At 35.2% G+C, this 18,811-nt stretch carries 18 protein-coding genes, 2 other RNA genes and 2 riboswitches; of the genes, 17 read left to right on the plus strand and 3 right to left on the minus strand.

Annotated elements, in window-relative coordinates:
* Positions 1 to 31: 31 nt before the first annotated feature.
* The 5 genes from ypwA (at position 32) to pbuX (ending at position 5,221) form a co-directional block, all read left to right on the plus strand.
* Positions 32 to 1,549, plus strand: coding sequence for a carboxypeptidase (gene ypwA / locus AC1Q51_RS21500; RefSeq protein WP_097924931.1), 1,518 nt, complete (start codon positions 32 to 34; stop codon positions 1,547 to 1,549).
* Between the two features lie 48 nt (positions 1,550 to 1,597).
* A complete protein-coding gene (locus AC1Q51_RS21505; RefSeq protein ID WP_097924929.1) occupies positions 1,598 to 2,071 on the plus strand; it encodes a GNAT family N-acetyltransferase in 474 nt (157 codons plus the stop codon).
* Positions 2,072 to 2,229: 158 nt separating this feature from the next.
* Positions 2,230 to 2,976 carry a type I methionyl aminopeptidase gene (locus AC1Q51_RS21510; protein ID WP_044307511.1) on the plus strand — a complete coding sequence of 249 codons (747 nt, stop codon included), beginning with the start codon at positions 2,230 to 2,232 and terminating at the stop codon, positions 2,974 to 2,976.
* A 116-nt stretch (positions 2,977 to 3,092) separates the two neighbouring features.
* Positions 3,093 to 3,194: riboswitch (purine riboswitch) on the plus strand.
* A gap of 107 nt (positions 3,195 to 3,301) precedes the next feature.
* A complete protein-coding gene (locus tag AC1Q51_RS21515) occupies positions 3,302 to 3,895 on the plus strand; it encodes a xanthine phosphoribosyltransferase (RefSeq protein ID WP_000866496.1) in 594 nt (197 codons plus the stop codon).
* A gap of 3 nt (positions 3,896 to 3,898) precedes the next feature.
* Positions 3,899 to 5,221, plus strand: coding sequence for a xanthine permease PbuX (gene pbuX, locus AC1Q51_RS21520; protein WP_000809230.1), 1,323 nt, complete (start codon positions 3,899 to 3,901; stop codon positions 5,219 to 5,221).
* Between the two features lie 15 nt (positions 5,222 to 5,236).
* Here the strand turns inward: pbuX and AC1Q51_RS21525 are convergent, their stop codons facing one another.
* Entirely contained in the window at positions 5,237 to 6,400 is a 1,164-nt protein-coding gene (locus tag AC1Q51_RS21525; protein ID WP_000193179.1) for a DUF418 domain-containing protein, read from the minus strand.
* A gap of 549 nt (positions 6,401 to 6,949) precedes the next feature.
* On the opposite strand from AC1Q51_RS21525, the gene AC1Q51_RS21530 reads away from it, so the two are divergent.
* Positions 6,950 to 10,609: a dynamin family protein gene (locus AC1Q51_RS21530; protein ID WP_492331704.1), complete on the plus strand. Its 3,660-nt coding sequence runs from the start codon at positions 6,950 to 6,952 to the stop codon at positions 10,607 to 10,609.
* 3 nt (positions 10,610 to 10,612) lie between these two features.
* On the opposite strand, the gene AC1Q51_RS21535 is transcribed toward AC1Q51_RS21530, so the two are convergent.
* Positions 10,613 to 10,867 (minus strand): DUF3931 domain-containing protein, encoded by a 255-nt coding sequence (locus AC1Q51_RS21535; RefSeq protein ID WP_000369740.1) that lies wholly within the window; start codon positions 10,865 to 10,867, stop codon positions 10,613 to 10,615.
* Between the two features lie 72 nt (positions 10,868 to 10,939).
* On the opposite strand from AC1Q51_RS21535, the gene AC1Q51_RS21540 reads away from it, so the two are divergent.
* The 5 genes from AC1Q51_RS21540 to ssrS (AC1Q51_RS21560) all read left to right on the plus strand — a co-directional run bounded on the left by AC1Q51_RS21540 (position 10,940) and on the right by ssrS (AC1Q51_RS21560) (position 13,041).
* Complete coding sequence (locus AC1Q51_RS21540) at positions 10,940 to 11,398, plus strand: GNAT family N-acetyltransferase (protein ID WP_090975953.1); 459 nt, start codon at positions 10,940 to 10,942, stop codon at positions 11,396 to 11,398.
* Positions 11,399 to 11,428: 30 nt separating this feature from the next.
* Entirely contained in the window at positions 11,429 to 11,701 is a 273-nt protein-coding gene (locus tag AC1Q51_RS21545; protein ID WP_000451820.1) for a YpbS family protein, read from the plus strand.
* Between the two features lie 2 nt (positions 11,702 to 11,703).
* Positions 11,704 to 12,537: a sulfurtransferase gene (locus AC1Q51_RS21550; RefSeq protein ID WP_089170718.1), complete on the plus strand. Its 834-nt coding sequence runs from the start codon at positions 11,704 to 11,706 to the stop codon at positions 12,535 to 12,537.
* A gap of 116 nt (positions 12,538 to 12,653) precedes the next feature.
* Positions 12,654 to 12,836, plus strand: a non-coding RNA gene (gene ssrS / locus AC1Q51_RS21555) — 6S RNA.
* A 21-nt stretch (positions 12,837 to 12,857) separates the two neighbouring features.
* Positions 12,858 to 13,041, plus strand: a non-coding RNA gene (ssrS, locus tag AC1Q51_RS21560) — 6S RNA.
* Between the two features lie 54 nt (positions 13,042 to 13,095).
* Here the strand turns inward: ssrS (AC1Q51_RS21560) and AC1Q51_RS21565 are convergent.
* Entirely contained in the window at positions 13,096 to 13,545 is a 450-nt protein-coding gene (locus AC1Q51_RS21565) for a hypothetical protein (protein WP_001235522.1), read from the minus strand.
* A gap of 83 nt (positions 13,546 to 13,628) precedes the next feature.
* Here AC1Q51_RS21565 and AC1Q51_RS21570 point away from each other — a divergent pair, with 83 nt between their 5' ends.
* From AC1Q51_RS21570 to AC1Q51_RS21595, 6 genes are all read left to right on the plus strand, one after another.
* Entirely contained in the window at positions 13,629 to 13,940 is a 312-nt protein-coding gene (locus tag AC1Q51_RS21570; RefSeq protein WP_000169030.1) for a hypothetical protein, read from the plus strand.
* Between the two features lie 3 nt (positions 13,941 to 13,943).
* Positions 13,944 to 15,182: a glutathionylspermidine synthase family protein gene (locus AC1Q51_RS21575; protein WP_492331705.1), complete on the plus strand. Its 1,239-nt coding sequence runs from the start codon at positions 13,944 to 13,946 to the stop codon at positions 15,180 to 15,182.
* Positions 15,175 to 15,561 carry a DUF350 domain-containing protein gene (locus AC1Q51_RS21580; RefSeq protein WP_492331706.1) on the plus strand — a complete coding sequence of 129 codons (387 nt, stop codon included), beginning with the start codon at positions 15,175 to 15,177 and terminating at the stop codon, positions 15,559 to 15,561. Before AC1Q51_RS21575 ends, AC1Q51_RS21580 begins: the two co-directional genes overlap by 8 nt.
* A 213-nt stretch (positions 15,562 to 15,774) precedes the next feature.
* Positions 15,775 to 15,940: riboswitch (M-box (ykoK) riboswitch) on the plus strand.
* Positions 15,941 to 16,275: 335 nt separating this feature from the next.
* On the plus strand, positions 16,276 to 17,001 hold the full coding sequence (locus AC1Q51_RS21585; RefSeq protein ID WP_000964944.1) for a P-type ATPase actuator domain-containing protein: 726 nt from the start codon (positions 16,276 to 16,278) through the stop codon (positions 16,999 to 17,001).
* A gap of 132 nt (positions 17,002 to 17,133) precedes the next feature.
* Positions 17,134 to 18,000 carry a 5'-3' exonuclease gene (locus tag AC1Q51_RS21590; protein WP_000757069.1) on the plus strand — a complete coding sequence of 289 codons (867 nt, stop codon included), beginning with the start codon at positions 17,134 to 17,136 and terminating at the stop codon, positions 17,998 to 18,000.
* Between the two features lie 355 nt (positions 18,001 to 18,355).
* Positions 18,356 to 18,496: an FbpB family small basic protein gene (locus AC1Q51_RS21595; protein ID WP_090975958.1), complete on the plus strand. Its 141-nt coding sequence runs from the start codon at positions 18,356 to 18,358 to the stop codon at positions 18,494 to 18,496.
* Positions 18,497 to 18,811: the final 315 nt, after the last annotated feature.

Here is an 18,811-nt window from a genome sequence, read left to right on the forward strand (position 1 = left end):
GTTTGAGGTAGAAAAAGGAGGCTTTTATACGATGACAGTTGCTACATATGAGGTAGAAAAACAATTTTTAACATACGTGAAGAAGATACAGAATTACGGAGAAGCATTAAGTTTAATGTTTTGGGATTTAAGAACAGGTGCACCAAAAAAAGGTGTAGATCAGCGTTCAGAAGTAATTGGTATGCTTTCGTCAGAAGTGTTTGCTATGTCGACTTCAGATGAGATGGGAAACTATTTAACAGAACTTGAAGCTTTAATACGTGAAGATAAACTTTCTGAAACGACAAAGAAAATGGTTGAAGAGTGTCGGAAAGAATATGATAGAAATAAAAAAATTCCACAAGCTGAATATGAGGCTTATGTGAAATTAGAAGCGAAAGCAGAGAGTGTGTGGGAAGAAGCTCGCGAAAAATCTGATTTCGAAATGTTCCGCCCGTACTTAGAAAAAATTGTTGAATTTAAAAAGAAATTTATTACATATTGGGGTTATGAAACATATAAATACAATACATTATTAGACATGTATGAGCCAGGTATTACAGTAGAAGTTTTAGATCACGTATTTGGTCAACTTCGTGAGCGCATCGTGCCGCTTGTAAAAGAAATCTCTGAGTCTAAAAAAGGATTAAAAACAAGTGCTTTATCGGAACAGTTTTCAAAAGAAAAACAAAAGAACTTTACATTAGAACTATTAAAGCAATTGAATTATGACTTTGAAGCAGGTCGTCTTGATGAAACAGTACATCCTTTCGAAATTACATTAAATAGAGGGGATGTTCGTATTACGACACGCTATGATGAAAAAGATTTCCGTATGGCTGTATTTGGAACAATTCATGAATGTGGTCATGCAGTATATGAACAAAACATTGCAGAACAATTTGAAGGTACACCACTTTGCAGTGGTACATCTATGGGTATTCACGAATCACAATCATTATTCTTTGAGAACTTTATCGGCCGTAATAAATCATTCTGGAAGAAAAATTATGATTTATTAAAAGAGTATAGCGATGGTCAATTTGATGATATGTCAGTCGATGAGTTTTATGATGCAATTAACGAATCGAGGCCGTCATTCATTCGTATAGAAGCAGATGAGCTTACATACCCGCTTCATGTTATGGTGCGTTATGAATTAGAGAAAGAATTATTTGATGGTACATTACAAGTGAAGGACTTACCAGCAGCTTGGAATGATAAGATGGAAGCATATTTAGGAATTCGTCCGGAAAATGATGCGCAAGGTGTATTGCAAGATGTTCACTGGGCTGGTGGCTCATTTGGATACTTCCCATCTTATGCGCTTGGTTACATGTATGCAGCGCAATTTAAGCAAAGAATGTTAAAAGACATTCCGAACTTTGATGCATTATTAGAAGAAGGAAACGTAACACCGATTCGTGAATGGTTAACAGAACATATTCACCAATATGGTAAAACGAAAAAGCCGCTTGAAATTTTAGAAGATGTAACAGGTGAAGGCTTAAATGCAAACTACTTAGCCGATTATTTAGAAGCGAAATATAGAGCGATTTATGAGTTGTAAAAAAAGAGCTGCTTAATTGCAGCTCTTTTTATTAAAGGGGATGGGAGAATGGGGTATACATATACAGTAATGAAGCAAGAAGAAGCGGAGGAAATTGCGTATAACTGGCATTATGAAGGGAAATATTCTTTTTATGATATAGAGGCAGATGAAGAAGATTTAGCTGAATTTTTACAGGGTGAGAGTAGAGGAGATCATACATTTTCTGTGAAGCAAAATGGCATTCTCATTGGTTTTTTTACTGTTTGTAAAATGAATGATGGAACGGTTGATATAGGACTTGGAATGAGACCTGATATAACTGGAAATGGATTTGGTTTACAGTTCGTGAATGCTGGACTAGCTTTTAGCAAAGAAAAATACGGGTGCAATTATATAACACTATCAGTAGCGACATTTAATAGGAGAGCAATCAAAGTGTATAAAAGAGCAGGATTTGAAGTGGTTGGAACGTTTATACAGAAAACAAATGGTAGTTGTTTTGAGTTTTTGAAAATGAACTGCATATGTAAACGTGATTAAAAAACAGAGGGGTCTTCTGTTTTTTATTTTGATTTAGAAATATATGATACATATTTTTTTACTTGTTGTAATTGAGGGTTTTGAAATTTTGGTAAAGGATGTGTATGATAGAAGTTTAGTAGCGAATAGTAGGTTTAGCAAGGAAAGGTAGAGGTAGTATGATTACAATTAAAACGAAAAATGAAATAGATTTGATGCATGAATCTGGAAAATTACTTGCTTCATGTCATAAAGAAATTGCGAAAATGATAAAGCCAGGTATAACGACGCAAGAGATTAATACGTTTGTTGAAATGTATTTAAAAAAGCATGGTGCCACATCTGAACAGAAAGATTACAATGGTTATCCATATGCGATATGTGCATCTGTAAACGATGAAATGTGTCATGCGTTTCCGGCCGATGTTCCTTTAACTGAGGGTGATATTGTAACAATTGACATGGTAGTAAACTTAAACGGGGGTCTTTCAGATTCTGCTTGGACGTATAGAGTTGGAAAAGTTTCTGATGAAGCAGAAAAGTTGTTGCTAGTAGCTGAGAATGCTTTATATAAAGGGGTTGATCAGGCGGTAATCGGTAATCATGTAGGAGACATTGGCTATGCAATTGAAAGTTATGTAACAAATGAAGGTTTTTCTGTCGCAAGAGACTTTACGGGACATGGAATCGGTAAAGAGATTCATGAAGAACCAGCAATTTTTCATTTTGGGAAACAAGGACAAGGGCCTCAGTTACAAGAAGGGATGGTGATTACGATTGAGCCGATTGTCAATGTAGGTATGCGATATTCGAAAGTAGATTTAAATGGGTGGACTGCACGAACGATGGATGGGAAATTATCAGCTCAATATGAGCATACACTTGCGATTACAAAAGATGGGCCAATCATTTTAACGAAGTTGTAATTGGAAATGAAAGAGTTTACAAAACTCGAACGAAAATAGTAGTTTTTAAAAATTCGTACGTGTTTTTTCGATAAATGCTTTTCAAAGTATAAAAAGTGCGTTATAATCCTTCTATAAAATAAATAGTTAGCTACACTCATATAATCGCGGGGATATGGCCTGCAAGTTTCTACCGAAGTACCGTAAATACTTTGACTATGAGTGAGGACGAATATAATTGCTTGTTTGGCATTCTTTTTTGCGAAACTCCAAAAGCGCGTCTCTCACTTGTAACGAGTGGTGGCGGCTTTTGGAGTTTTTTTATTGCATAAGAGGGGGAACAAACATGAAAGTATTACAAGAAAAGATTTTGAATGAAGGAAAGGTTTTATCTGGTGATGTATTAAAGGTGGATGCATTTTTAAATCACCAAATTGATCCAGTACTTATGCAAGAAATCGGAAAAGAATTTGCTAAACGTTTTAAAGAAGAGAACATTACAAAAATCGTGACGATTGAATCTTCAGGCATTGCACCATCTGTTATGGCTGCATTAGAGCTTGGTGTAAAAGTAATCTTTGCAAGAAAACGTAAATCGTTAACGTTACAAGATAATATGTACGTTGCAAACGTATATTCATTTACAAAACAAGAAACAAATGAAATTTCATTATCTCGAAATCATATTGATGAAAATGATCGCGTGCTAATCATCGATGACTTTTTAGCAAACGGTCAGGCTGCTTTAGGTTTAATGAGTTTGGTAGAGCAAGCAGGAGCAAGTATTGCAGGAATTGGAATTGTTATTGAAAAAGCATTTCAAGATGGAGGAAAGAAGCTTCGTGAACAAGGCGTTCGTGTTGAATCACTAGCAGAAATTGCATCACTTGATAACGGCACAGTTACATTTGTACAGCAAGAAACTGCGGAGGTGAAATAAACGATGAAGCAGCATCCATTTAAAATTGCATCGCTTGGTATGCAACATATGCTTGCAATGTATGCTGGAGCAATTATCGTTCCGCTTATTGTGGGCGGTGGACTTGGTTTAAATCAAAAAGAATTAACATATTTAGTCTCAATTGATTTATTAATGTGCGGCGTTGCAACAATTTTACAAGCATTATCAAATCGCTTTTTCGGTATTGGACTTCCCGTTGTACTCGGTTGTACATTTACAGCCGTTGGACCGATGATTGCGATTGGAAAACAATACGGTGTGTCTTCTATTTATGGAGCAATTATTGCTGCTGGGTTATTCGTTGTTATTTTTGCGAAATTATTTGGAAAGCTTGTAAAACTATTTCCACCTGTTGTAACAGGATCTGTTGTTACTGTAATTGGAGTTACACTTGTTCCAGCAGCAATTAATGATATGGCTGGCGGAGTAGGAAGTAAGGATTTCGGTAGTCTTGAAAATTTAGCATTAGCATTTGGTGTGTTACTATTTATCATCATTATGTATCGTTTCTTTGATGGATTTATTCGTTCAATCTCTATTTTACTAGGTCTATTGTTCGGTACAATCGTTGCAGCGTTTATGGGGAAAGTAAGCTTGCAAGCGGTTGGAGAGGCTGATTGGTTCCATGGTATTCAACCATTTTACTTTGGTACACCAACATTTGAATTAACACCAGTTATTACGATGATTCTCGTTGCTTGTGTAGGGATTGTGGAAGCAACGGGTGTATACTTTGCATTATCTGATATTTGCAATAAAAAAATCGGTGAAAAAGAATTAACAAAGGGCTATCGAGCAGAAGGATTAGCGATGGTGTTAGGTGGCATTTTCAACGCGTTCCCATATACAACTTACTCTCAAAACGTAGGACTTGTTCAATTAACTGGAGTAAGAAATCGCGTTATTATTTATACTTGCGGTGGTATGTTAATCGTTCTTGGATTCATTCCTAAAATCGCAGCTATTACAACAATCATTCCGAAATCAGTACTTGGCGGTGCTATGCTCGCAATGTTCGGTATGGTAATGGCATATGGTATTAAAATGTTAAGTAGCGTTGATTTTGGCAAACAAGAAAACTTATTAATTGTTGCATGTTCTGTCGGAATTGGGCTTGGGGTTACAGTTGTTCCTACATTATTCTCACAACTTCCTGAAAACATTCGTATTTTAACAGATAACGGAATTGTACTTGGAAGTGCGTCAGCAGTACTTTTAAATATCGTATTTAATATGGTGCCACAGCGTAAAGTGAAAGTAAAAGAAGAGCCGGTGTCTATGCAAAGTGCAGTAAGAGAAGCGTAAAAAAGCAAGGTCTCGTTATGAGACCTTGCTTTTCTTTTTAAGTGGCATCATTTTCCCGTAAGTACCAAGACGCCAAATGTACTCAAGTGGTCCGTATTGGTAATGTGAAAGCCACCAGCGGCTAATAAAGATTTGTAACGTGTAGAAACTAATGCAGAATAGTGGTCCAACCCATAGTGGAGCCAGATAATCATTTTTAAACAATAGCCCGAATACAAGTAATGTAACAATTGTATGCGAGATGTAATTTGTTAATGCCATTCGTCCAACGTATTGGAATGGACGTAATAACGTTTGCCATTTTTCTTTTTGTAATAAACGCATTAACGTGACAATGTAGAAGATGAACAATGTCTTTCCGCTTATCATCGTAATGCCCATAAGTGAAAATGGTGTGTATGGTTGATTGTTCATAAAGAAGTAAACCATAATAAACCACATCGGTAATGTTAAAATGAACATAATGATTTGCCATTTTTTAAGTTTTGGATCTAATTCCTTAGCACGGCGGAAAATGTCTTTTTTACCGGCATATAATCCGAGTAAAAACAATCCTAGTGTTTCAGGAAGCATAATAAGACTGTTACTTATTGCTTCAGAATAGAATGAATAGAATCTGTCTGTAATTTGTAAGCCCCAGTTTTCTAACGGCATAATGGCTATGGAAAGGCCTAGTTCATCTACCGGCACTAATAACATGACAAGAGAACCTAATAATGTGAACAATTGCATGAAACTTAATAGTACAATTGACCATATTAAAATAGTACGTGTCTTTCTTTTGTAAAATAAAAATAAGAAAAACCCGGTAATTGCATAAGTATGTAAAATGTCACCGTCCCATAAAAGAACGTAATGTAAGAACCCGAATAATAATAAGATAAGTAAGCGGCGAACAAACAAAGTTTTTGGACGATCGGTCTTCGCCTCAGCACGATTCATAAAAATATAAAAACCTAATCCGAATAAAAACGAAAAAATTGTATAAAATTTCGTTTGAATAAACATATCGTAAAATAGGCGAATATAGCTGTCTATCCCTTCGTAAATTCCTGTAATATCACGTGAGTCAACCCCGGCAATAATTGGCCAGTTAACAAGAAAAATACCTAATACAGCTATTCCTCTAATAATATCAATGGAGTGTATCCTCTCGCCTTGTGTGAGATTTTGTGTCATTTTTTTCCTCCTTGTTAAGTAATTCCCTTTTAGTATACAAAATGTAAGATGGAGGGGATAGGGGATATTTCCATTTTTTTAAACTGTTAAGTTATGTAGGATGAGATATAATAAGAGTGCACAACAAGTTTTAACCTTTTTCAAAACAGGCAGTAAAGCTCCTTCTTATAAGGAGCTTTCTTTATGAAAAGTGTTGATAATGATTCTCTTTAATGATAAAATGTATTCAAAAGTGATAATCATTATCAAAAAAGGTTGGTGCATGAGTATGGTATATGCATTAGTAGCAGGTACAGTTGCTGTATATGCAGTTATTGCAAAGTATGTTTTAAATGGAGTAGGAACAGCAAAATGAGTGATATGACATAAAATCCCTTTCATTTGTAAAAAGAATGAAAGGGATTTTTTATTTTTAATGAGAATATGCTGAAAATTTAGTATGATAGTAAAGTGAAACTGTAATCAATGGGTAGGTGTAACTCTCACTGGTTATGAGCTCGCAATTAGCGGGGAAAAGTATATACATCTTGGATAAAGGGGAACAAGGGGATGACAAACATAGTACAGACAAACGGTATGAAAAAACTTGTTTGTTTTTATGAAGAGTGGCAAAAACACGGCGATGCAGAGAATAGCTTAAAGTTGTTTGAAGTAATTCAAAAATATAAACGAGAGCAGCTTATGATAGCGTTCTGCGGTCACTTCTCAGCAGGGAAATCAACGATGATGAATCATCTATATAAAGCGCAGTTGTTACCAACAAGTCCAATTCCGACAAGCGCTAACGTCGTTAAAATTGAAAAGGGATTTGATCGTGTTGTTGTAACGATTAAATCTGGAGAACAGTACGAATATGACGGTGCATATTCAGCAGAAGAATTAAAGCAAATTTGTAAAGATGGCGATGAGGTAATTGGTGTTCATATTTATCGGAATGATGCACCAATTCCTGAGGGTGTTATGTTAGTTGATACACCAGGGATTGACTCAACAGATGATGCCCATCAACTAGCAACAGAATCAACGCTACATCTAGCAGACGTAATTTTTTATATGATGGATTATAATCACGTCCAATCGGAAGTGAATTTGCAATTTGTTAAAGAATTGAAACAACGTAATAAAACGGTTTATCTCGTTGTAAATCAAATAGATAAACATAAAGAAAATGAATTATCATTTGAGGATTATAAAGATAGTGTGAAACAATCGTTCTCTAACTGGGATATTGAAGTAGATGGAGTTTATTATACGTCATTACGAATGATGAACCATCCACATAATGAAATTGGAAGCTTAGAAACATTAATTACTTCTATTATGAAAGAAAAAGAGCAGTATGTAAGAGAGGGAATGGAGCGAGAAACAGAACATTTAATGGGAGAACATTTCTCGTTTATTGTTTCTGAAAATGAAAAAGCTCTTTTGACATATGAGGAAGAGTTAGCATCACCGCTTTTGATTTCAGAAATAGTTGAAAAGAAAGAAGAGCTAACGGAAACTAAACATCGCGAGGCTAGTAAAGAATCTCATGTGAGAAACGAATTTATAAAAGGTTTACAAGCTATATTAGATAACGCGTATTTAATGCCATTTGAAATGAGAGAATTGGCAAATGCATATTTAGAAACGAAATTAACAAAGTTTAAAGTTGGTTTGCTATTTGCGAAAGGAAAGACGGAGCAAGAAAAACAAAGACGTGTAGAGGCGTTTTATTCTGCCCTTCAAAAGACTGTTGAAACGCAACTTGATTTTCATGTGAAAGAATTTATTGTAGCCTTCTTAAAAGAAGAAGGATTGTTCACGGAGGAAATTGGGAAAGACATATATGCTTTAGAAATCGCTTTTGGACCAGAAATGTTAGCTGAAGTCATTAAACAAGGTGCAGGTTTCACAGGTGATTACTTACTTCTTTATACAGCGGATGTAGCGAATGAACTGAAGAAACGTTATTTTACAAAAGCACAGCAAATTTTTGATAAAAGTGCAGTTGTTTTAAAGCAAAAAGTGAAGGAAGCAGTTGCTCGTATGGAAGAAGAGATTGAAAAATATACGATGTTGCAAACGGCAAAAGAGACGGAATTACAATACAGTAACAATTTAGAGATATATGAAAGTTATTTACAAAATGTTTGGCACGAGCGTGTTGCTACACCAGAAGGATTGCAAATAGAGGAGATATTGCAACGTGAAAAACAAATTGTTAGTGAGAAATTCACACTACAAGAGCAGGAAATGGTAAATGATAACGTAGCGGCTCATGAAGAAGAGATAAAAGGAACGGCAGCTTTAAATATTCAGCGTATATTAGAGAAAGTGAAGAAAGCTGAAATGATATTAGAGCCATTGCCAGCGCTGAAACATGTACAGCAAGAGGTGATAGAAAAAAGGCGTCGTGTGGAAACGAAACAATTTACAGTAGCGTTATTCGGAGCTTTTAGTGCTGGGAAATCATCATTTGCCAATGCCTTACTTGGTGAGAAGGTACTTCCTGTATCACCAAATCCGACGACGGCAACGATTAATCAAATTTTGCCGGTTACAGAGGAAAAACCACACGGAACAGTAATGGTTCAATTCAAATCAAAGCAAGCTCTATTAGAAGATATGAAAGCTGTTTATAAGCTGTTTCATTATGAGATTACTACGTTAGATGAGGCGTTAGCACAAATTGATAAAGTTATGAAATATCCTTCACCGACTGGGAAGCAAAAAACAACATTTAGCTTTTTACGAGCGGTACAAAAAGGGTATGATGCAGTTTCTACTTATTTAGGAGAACAAGTACAAGTCACATTAGAAGAGTTCTCTGATTATGTAGCGAATGAAGAAAAATCATGCTTCGTTGAGTATATGGAGCTTTATTATGATTGTGCTTTAACAAGGCAGGGAGTAGCGCTTGTAGACACACCTGGAGCGGATTCTATTAATGCTCGCCATACGGATGTTGCATTCCAGTATATTAAAAATGCAGATGCTATTTTATTTGTAACATATTATAACCATGTATTCTCTCGTGCTGATCGTGAATTTTTAATTCAGCTTGGGCGTGTAAAGGATACTTTTGCCCTTGATAAAATGTTCTTCTTAATTAATGCGGCGGATTTAGCAGAGTCTGAAGAAGAACTTGAAATGGTAAAAGGTTATATCGCAGATCAGCTACTGCAATACGGTATTAGAAATCCGCGTTTATTTGCAATTTCAAGTTTATGTGCGCTTGAAGAGAAACAAGGAAAGAATGTTGAAAAAGAGAAGTATGGTATTTTACAAAACTCTGGAATTACTAAGTTTGAGGAATCATTTACGTCCTTTATGATGAGAGATTTAATGCTTGTTTCTGTGCATGCTCTATATGGTGCGTTGCAAGGGGCAAATCAGCTTTTAGTAAACATGATAAATGGTGCAAAGCAGGGGAATGAAGAGAAAGAGAAGCAAACGAAAAAATATGAAGCAGAGCGTGATCAACTACTTCATATTATTTCATCATATAGTGTACTTGCTGAAGAACAGGCGATGCAAAATGAAGTGAAAGAGTTGCTTTATTACGTGCAACAGCGTCTATTCCTACGTTATAACGATGTGTTTACTGAATTTATTAATCCGGCGTCACTTCGAACGGATGGAAATGTGAAAACACAATTGCAACAGTGTGTTATGGAATTAGTAGCATTTATTCAGCATGATTTATTACAAGAAATGCGTGCGACATCATTACGTCTTGAAAAATGGATAGACGAAGCGATGAAGCGTGCAAAGGACGAAATTGTAGTGAACTGTAAAGTAGAAAATCAATCAATTTCTATGAATGGAACAGTTGAGTATGAATATAAAGATATTACACATAAAGAACCGTTCCCTTCAGTTGAAATAAAAGATTTCAAAAAAGCACTGGCACATTTTAAAAATGAGAAAAGCTTTTTTGAAAAGAATGACAAAGCTTTTATGCAAGAAGACGCTAAATTTGTATTAGAACCGCTTGTATCAAACTATGTAGCCGATGAAAAAGATTTATTTGTCCATCATTATAAGCAAGAATGGGATATGAAGTGGAACTTATTCCAAAAAGTGATGCAACAAGATGTAATGAACTATTATGAAAGTATATTGTTTGCATTGGCTGAAACAATCGATGTATCTCTATATGAACAAAGTAAAGAACAATTGCACAATCAGTTAGTAGAGATTGAAAAAGAAATTTATGTTATATAGTCGTTATGAGAAAAAGATTCGTTCAATTTTCTTTTGCAGTACAGTATCTAAAGATTTGACAAATCCAGCAAATTCATCGGTAGAAATCATATGAGTAAGAACGAGTCGTCTGCCATCTGGTGTTTCACCGCATAAGACGAATGAAGAAAATTCGTATGTTTTATTTTCAACTACTAATTTTGGATAGGAATACGTGTCGCTTTTCTTCTTCTTTCCATCAATAGAGATGACGTTGCATTTTTTCTCATTGTTGTCCATGGTGAATCCCTCCTTTCTATTATTTATGGTAGACAAGGAGGGTTTAGAACAATAGAGATGGGGGGATTTTTTATGTCTTTTGTAATAGAACGTATTTTAAAAGAGGCTATACCGAAGTCTTTATTGCTACTTGCTGATCCAAGTGAACGGCAAATAGCTATATATGTACAAAGAGGGTTAACATATGTAGCAAAGCAAGGGGATAGCATCATCGGTGTGTATGTTCTTTTGGAAACAAGGCCGAAGACGATGGAAATCATGAATATTGCGGTTGCAGAGCATTTGCAAGGAAAAGGGATTGGGAAGAAGCTATTAAGGCATGCCGTAGAAACTGCTAAAGGATATGGTATGTCAAAACTTGAAATTGGTACAGGCAATTCTAGTGTTTCACAACTTGCTTTATATCAAAAATGTGGATTTCGTATTTTTTCTATTGATTTTGATTACTTTTCGAAGCATTATGAAGAAGAGATTATTGAAAATGGCATTGTATGCCGTGATATGATTCGGCTTGCAATGGAATTGAATTAGAACGTATAACTTATTTAGGGGGAAGAGAAGATGGAAGTACATAAAGCAATTACAGCACATTCTCGTAAACAAAATGAAAGTGTAAAAGCATGTTTACAATTAGATGCGCAGCGTGAAGCAGCTATTGAAGCAGCCGTATCTCTTGCGTCAAATGGGAAAGAATTTTCGGTTGATGTCATTAATGTTGTAACAAAGCAAATTAATGATCTTGCAAAAAATGGTGTTACCTTGCAGCGTAAATATGTTACAGAAGAAATGGTTATGGAGTATGTAAGTCGTTTACAAGAGAAAGAAGGTCGTTAAAGATGATAGTTACAGTCGAATGGTTACGTGAGCATATAGAAGATGAGAACGTCCGTGTAATCGATTGTCGTTTTGATTTAGCGAATCCTAATTGGGGTAGAGAAAAGTATGAAGAAGAACATATTCCTCATGCGTTATATTTTGATTTGAATTTAGATTTATCAAGTCCTATAGCAGAACATGGTGGCCGCCATCCGTTGCCAAGCATTGAAGAGTTTGCGGACAAGCTTTCGGAGGTTGGTATTGATGAACATACGACAGTAATTGCGTATGACAGTCAAGCTGGTGCAAATGCTGCTCGTTTATGGTGGTTATGTAACTATGTAGGACATGAGAAAGTATATATATTAGATGGTGGTTTCCCGGTTTGGAAAGAGAATGGACTACCGACAACAACGGAAATTCCTGTTGTTATACGAAAAACATTTAAAACAAACATACAAGATCATATGCTTGTATCGATGGAAACAGTAAGAGAGAATATCCAGGCAGGTGCAGATGTTACGTTAATTGATTCAAGAGAGCCAAAACGTTATGCTGGTGTAGAGGAACTTGTCGATCATAAAGCAGGACATATTCCGACAGCAACAAACTATTTTTGGAAGGATGGAATGTTGCAATCAGGACAATTTAAGAATGAAGCTGAGCAACAAGAACGATTCCAAAATCTGTCGAAAGATAAGGAAACCATTGTATATTGTGGTTCTGGTGTTACGGCATGTCCAAATATCATTGCGTTAAAATTGGCTGGATTCCAAAATGTTAAATTGTATGCAGGTAGCTGGAGTGATTGGATTTCTTATCCAGAAAATCAAATTGCAAAAGAAGAAGATTAATCACTTGCATGCAAAAATAATTTGTATTAAAATAAGGTCACAAGCAAGAGATTGCTCGAAAAACTTTGTATTTTACACATTGGAAACAATGTGATAATATAACGACAAGTAAATAATACATCCTGCGGTGTACGTAACTTATTTATGTCTAAAACCGATGTTAGTTATACGGAAGCTCAATATTTAGCGACCATCATCAAGCCTTCCTTGTGGAGGAAGATGTACGGTAACTGTGAGGGCATCCACCTGCGATTAGCGGGTTTTTGGACATTTACGAGGAGCGGCACGTGCGGGGGTCTTATTTCAACTAACCTTATATAAAATTCCTACGGTGTACGTAGCTTATGCATGTCTTAAACCAATAAGTTTAATATGGAAGTTCAATATTTAAATGTAGCTAACAAGCCATCTTTTTAAGAAGGAAGTTACAAACATTTGTGAGAGCATCCACCTGTGAGAGCAGGTTTATGGACATCTAGAGAGAACGGCATATGTGGGGCTATATAAAAACCTTACGTTTTATACGTAAGGTTTTTTTGTTGCATAGATATATCAATATTATCTTGATTCACCTGTGAAGTTTCCGTAATAAATGTAGCACTTTCTGTCTTCATCAATCTCTCTTGAATCCAAGGAGAATTCCATAGACATGCCGTCTCGCTGAATATATATAATATCTGAATGAAGAGATGGTAAAATTTCTTCGTAGTTCCATACATCTTGACTATCTACTAAGCTTGAACTCGTTTCACTTAGTTCTCTAATTTCAAAACCGATGTGGGAGTATGTAGGGTCTGAAGGGTCATTGGCGAAAACTTCTTTTTGAATATAAATAACTGCTGTTCCGTCTGGATCAACCGAAGTTGCAGTAACAACATAAGTATTTTTCTCTTTAATAAAATATTCACAAGTCATGCGTGCGATAATTTCAGAATTAGAAATATTGGCGTAGTTCCATAAAGCAGGATACCCTTTCGTTTCATCATTAAGTCGATATTCTAAGCGCATTTAATCCCTCTTCTTCCTTTTTCTTCTACTTTATCATGCCATCCTATATAATAGGAATAGAATTTAAAAAGGGGAGTGCGAAGGTGACAAAAACGAAATGGCTAGTAGGTGGTGTCGTAACGTCTTTAATGACTGGCACTTTATTTGGCTGCGCACAAGATCTTCCCCCAAAACCGAATGATAATAGTTGTTCTGATTGGGATTGGGATGATGAACTTGGGGTATGGCAGTGTGATGATAGTAGTTCAGGTTATCGTGGGCATTATTTCTATGGTGGGCGATACTATCAAAATAAATCCACTTTTAAAAATTCATCGGCGTTTAAATCGTATCAATCGTCTGCTGAATTTAAAGGTGGAATTGGAAGCGGTTCAAAGGGAGGATTTGGGGGCTAAAATATGTCGCAATACATAAGGGATCGAAAAGAATTTTATTTAAAATATCCGAATTTTTGGTCGGATTTATATGAATGTGAGTATAGTTTGTTTCATGTTTTTTCTATAACAAATCAGACTTTGGACCAATTACACTTAGCGACTGAACGAATGGGGAAAATATTTTTTAAGACTGCTAGACTGCTGCGTAATTTAAGTGACGAACAGCTTCTAGATCTTGGCTTTCCATCCGCGAGTTTATCATTCATTAGAATGAAAGGGCTTTATCCTGAATCTGTAATTTCGCGATTTGATTTTGCTGTAACAGAGGATAATAAAATCAAAATGCTTGAGTTTAATAGTGATACACCAACTTTTATTGTGGAATGTTTTCGAATGAATGGGAAAGTATGTGAAAATCTAGGCTATGATAATCCAAACTCGGATCAAGAACGATTGCTATCTTCTGGTGTAACGAAAGCAGTAATGGAAGCGACAAAGGGATTAGATAATCCAAATGTTGTTTTTACAGCACATCATGAACATATAGAGGATTGGAATACCACTATGTATTTAAGTCAGCTATGCCATGTTGAAAATAAAGTAGTGCCAATGTCAGAACTTAGAATTACAAAGGATGCTCTAGTCGATAAAGATGGGGCGAAGATTGATGTTTTATATCGCCAAACATATCCGATAGAAGATTTAATTGAGGATCAAGATCCTGAAACAGGAGATTTGGTAGGTGTGGAACTGTTACAACTTGTAAAAGCCGGAAAGCTTTTTATAATAAATCCTTTGTCAGCATTTTTACTTCAGCCAAAATCAATTCAGTGTCTTATTTGGGGGTTAGCAGAAGAAGAGGTCTTTTATATAAATGAGGAACAACAGTGGATTAAAGAATATATGTTACCTACATATTTAGAACCAGATTTATTTTTAGGAAAAGGTTCTTTCGTTCAAAAACCTTCATTTGGGAGAGAAGGAGATACAATTACGATTCGCGATAAAGACGAAAATATTATGCTTCAAAATGCACACGAAACGTATAAAGCGTCACTGCCGATATTTCAAAAGTATACCGAACTGCCAGTCGTATCCTTGGAAACAGAAAAAGGGATCGAGAAACTGTCATATGTGTTTGGTTCGTTTTTAATTGCTGGAAAAGCGAGTAGTATCGGTATTCGTGCGGGAGAAAAGATTACAGGAAATGAATCGTACTATTTACCGGTAGGTATAAAAAGGAGGGGGAAAAATGATTAATTTTTTATTATATTTAGCAGTAACACTCGGCCTTTTATGTATAGGTCTGTTCTTGATGGAAGTGACAACGAAAGTAAAGGAATTTAAGTTAATGGCTCAAGGAAATAAGGCGGTAAGCTATGTGCTTGGAGGACGATTACTTGGGTTAGCTGTTGTTTTATATTCGACAGCAGCTAATTCAATTTCACTTCTTGATATGATTTCGTGGGGAGTAGTTGGGATTTTGGCTCAAATTATCGTCTTTTATTTAGCTGAGTGGCTTACACCACGCTTTAATATAAACAAAAGTCTCGAAGAAGATAATCAAGCAGTCGGTCTTTTTCTTATGTTTTTATCGCTTTCAATTGGGATTGTAATCGCTGGTTGTATAACTTATTAAAAACTTTACGTTTAAACGTAAAGTTTTTAATTTTATCCCGCTATTTGCCGGGCAGCCCGATTGGTGAGGGCTAATAATCAGTGGGGGATGAACAAAACCCCCACTGATTAAAGTTTCACTTTATATACGTTAGTTTGCCATACCTTTTGAAAAAATTGTAGGCTACGGTTGACATCTATTTTAAATAAGAGTAACATTTTCAATGTAATGAAAATAAGTCTCTGTTAGGTGAGGCTCCTGTATAGAGAAATGCTACTGCCCAAAAATGTCGAGAGACGCCAATGGGTCAACAGGAATGATCGAATTAAGGTTTTTCTTAACGTAGCTGGTAATGTACCTATGCTATACAGTGCTAAAACTCGGCGAGGGAGAGGTCCGTAGATTTCTAATTATATTAGAAATCGTTTATTTGTGTATGTAATGGCCACTACTCTCTTAAGGGTAGGGGTCTTTTTTGTTACCAAGCTATGAGTAATTTCATAGTATAAACTATAAAATTAAACGAGGAGGTGAGGAGCATGTCAAATTCTGACTCGGTTCCGTTACCCATATACTTCAAATCAAAAATATATGATGTAGGCAGGAAACGATTTGTTCCTCCCTCTATATTTATCACAATGTAGCGTTTATAAAGCGCTAGACACTTTCACAGTAAAGTGGATAAATTGAGAAACAAAGCGTTTCTTCCTATGTTGTAAAGGAGGAGACGATAATATGTTATATGCAAACAAAACTGTGGGTAACACGTCATATAAACTAAATAAAAAATCAATAAAAGAACAAACAATGCTCCAAAAAAATAAAGATTTATTAATTGAAATTGCAACAAGAGATGTAAAATCTGTATTTGCATATTTTAAAACAACAAGAGACGGACTATCAATGAAAGAGGCGCAAAAACGTATTCAAGTATATGGCCGAAATGAACTAACTTCAAAAAGAGCAATTCTTGCAGAAGTAATGATGAAGCTTGGTGGCATGATTCCAGGTTTTTCAAAACAACGTGTGTGTGATGAATTACAACGTGAAACGATTACTGTATCTAGAGTAGAATGTTCTAGTAGTACAGGGCTAAATAGTGAACTGAAAATGATGGAGATACCAGTGCAAGAACTTGTACCTGGAGATATGATTTTTCTTTCGGCTGGAGATGCTGTGCCAGCTGATGTACGTATTATTTATGCAGATGATTTATTAGTGAATGAGTCTGTGTTAACGGGAAACGAAGCGAGTATAGAGAAGTTTGAAAGCTGCTATCACCTTGAACGTAAACGATTTATTCCATTAAAACGGATGAAAGATTATAATCCACTTGAGCTTGAAAATGTATGTTTTAAAGGTTCACATATCGTTAGTGGAAGTGCAAAGGCTGTCGTTGTTTCTACTGGAAAAAATACGTATTCAGGCATATTGCATACTTGTTGTAGTAGAACGTCTTAATGTGTTAATGGTGCTAAATATACAAAAACAATGTATAATAGACAAAGTTGAGCAAAAACGTAGAATGGTAATCTATTTATATAACCTTACGTGATAACGTGAGGTTATTATTTTTTTAATAGGAGAGGAATTATGAAAAAAGTATTATTAGTTGATGGTATGGCACTATTATTTCGTGCTTTTTACGCAACAAGTGTCTACGGACAATTTATGAAACGACAAGATGGAACCCCTACGAATGGGATTCATGGTTATATGAAACACTTGTTAACAGCTACGCAAGCGATTGAACCAACACATATCGTTACATGCTGGGATATGGGAAGTACGACATTTAGAACAGAATCGTTCTCGAATTATAAAGCAAATCGTGCAGCGCCACCAGAAGAATTAATTCCTCAATTTGATTTAGTGCAAGAAATGACTGCGAAATTATCCATTCCAGTTATCGGTATGAAAGGCTACGAAGCGGACGATTGTATCGGTACGCTTGCAAAACAATACTGCAATGAAGCTGAAGTTTATATTTTAACTGGTGATACAGATTTACTTCAACTTGTTGATAAGAACGTTACAGTTATGCTTCTGCGTAAAGGAATTGGAAATTACGAATATTACACACCGGAGAAAATCATGGAAGAAAAAGGTGTAGAGCCGTGGCAAATCGTCCATGCAAAAGCTTTCATGGGAGATACAAGTGATAATTATCCAGGTGTAAAAGGTATCGGTGAAAAAACAGCGTATAAGCTTATTCAAGAGCACGGAACAGTATCCGCTGTACTAGAAAATGTAGAATCATTAACAAAAGCGCAGCGTACGAAGATTGAAAGTGATTTAGAGAACTTAAATATTTCGTTGCAATTAGCACAAATTCACTGTGAAGTTCCAATTTCATGTTTACTAGAAGAGGGATTACACACAATGGATGAAGAAAAACTTAGATTTGTTTGTGAAGAAATGAATTGGGGAAGACCTGAAATATTAATAAATATGCTATAAATAGTTTGGAAAGAGGGATGTTGCATAAGTCGAACTTTGACTTGGTGACACCTTCTTTTTGTTTTTGTAAACAGTATTATAGTAAATAAAATTATGTCGAACCCAATTTTAAATATATAAATGTTTCGACAAGATATAATGATAAAAGTTGATGGAAATAGTAATTTTTATAATGAAGTGAATTAATTTTAACATAGTTTTAGAGAGTCTTTTTTTCGTGTTCACAAAGTTGTCAGAAAATAAACGGAATTTTCATATGAAGTTCAAATAGAATTCACAACAATCAATTATTATAAGGACACACAGATAATTCTTTATCTTTTATATAAACCATCCCCCAAGGAGGACAATGAAAATGAGAAAAAAAGTGAGAAAATCTTTTAAACAATTATTAATTGAAAATAAACAATCACTATTAAATAATAAAGAAAATATGAAAGAAATTGAAGAGAGAATTGAGAAACGACATGTAGCATATAGTGATGCCAGTAATTAAATAAAATAAAAAAGATAGCCTATATAGGCTATCTTTTTTATTTTATTTTGAAAAAACGCTATTCATCTCTTTAATTTATGTAAATATGCAAGATATTTTTATAGTGTTTTTCTATCAATATTACTCATTTTTCGAGGTTGAAATTGGTATATACCAATTTTTGAGATTCGCTATTCATAATATTACAAAAAATGTTACAATACACTCAAATTTATACTATAAACTCATTTTAATATGAAAAATTGGAATGAAAAGAAAGGAGAGGAATATGAATAAAGATGTCGCTTTGAAATGATTATTATCATTTCATTAGGA

The sequence above is a fragment of the Bacillus sp. MT94 genome (genome assembly GCF_058792475.1).

Bases quoted from the DNA above. Each gene is read 5' to 3' on its own strand.
- ypwA (WP_097924931.1), top strand. From the start codon at position 32: ATGACAGTTGCTACATATGAGGTAGAAAAACAATTTTTAACATACGTG.
- AC1Q51_RS21505 (WP_097924929.1), top strand. From the start codon at position 1,598: ATGGGGTATACATATACAGTAATGAAGCAAGAAGAAGCGGAGGAAATT.
- AC1Q51_RS21510 (WP_044307511.1), top strand. From the start codon at position 2,230: ATGATTACAATTAAAACGAAAAATGAAATAGATTTGATGCATGAATCT.
- AC1Q51_RS21515 (WP_000866496.1), top strand. From the start codon at position 3,302: ATGAAAGTATTACAAGAAAAGATTTTGAATGAAGGAAAGGTTTTATCT.
- pbuX (WP_000809230.1), top strand. From the start codon at position 3,899: ATGAAGCAGCATCCATTTAAAATTGCATCGCTTGGTATGCAACATATG.
- AC1Q51_RS21525 (WP_000193179.1), bottom strand. From the start codon at position 6,400: ATGACACAAAATCTCACACAAGGCGAGAGGATACACTCCATTGATATT.
- AC1Q51_RS21530 (WP_492331704.1), top strand. From the start codon at position 6,950: ATGACAAACATAGTACAGACAAACGGTATGAAAAAACTTGTTTGTTTT.
- AC1Q51_RS21535 (WP_000369740.1), bottom strand. From the start codon at position 10,867: ATGGACAACAATGAGAAAAAATGCAACGTCATCTCTATTGATGGAAAG.
- AC1Q51_RS21540 (WP_090975953.1), top strand. From the start codon at position 10,940: ATGTCTTTTGTAATAGAACGTATTTTAAAAGAGGCTATACCGAAGTCT.
- AC1Q51_RS21545 (WP_000451820.1), top strand. From the start codon at position 11,429: ATGGAAGTACATAAAGCAATTACAGCACATTCTCGTAAACAAAATGAA.
- AC1Q51_RS21550 (WP_089170718.1), top strand. From the start codon at position 11,704: ATGATAGTTACAGTCGAATGGTTACGTGAGCATATAGAAGATGAGAAC.
- AC1Q51_RS21565 (WP_001235522.1), bottom strand. From the start codon at position 13,545: ATGCGCTTAGAATATCGACTTAATGATGAAACGAAAGGGTATCCTGCT.
- AC1Q51_RS21575 (WP_492331705.1), top strand. From the start codon at position 13,944: ATGTCGCAATACATAAGGGATCGAAAAGAATTTTATTTAAAATATCCG.
- AC1Q51_RS21580 (WP_492331706.1), top strand. From the start codon at position 15,175: ATGATTAATTTTTTATTATATTTAGCAGTAACACTCGGCCTTTTATGT.
- AC1Q51_RS21585 (WP_000964944.1), top strand. From the start codon at position 16,276: ATGTTATATGCAAACAAAACTGTGGGTAACACGTCATATAAACTAAAT.
- AC1Q51_RS21590 (WP_000757069.1), top strand. From the start codon at position 17,134: ATGAAAAAAGTATTATTAGTTGATGGTATGGCACTATTATTTCGTGCT.
- AC1Q51_RS21595 (WP_090975958.1), top strand. From the start codon at position 18,356: ATGAGAAAAAAAGTGAGAAAATCTTTTAAACAATTATTAATTGAAAAT.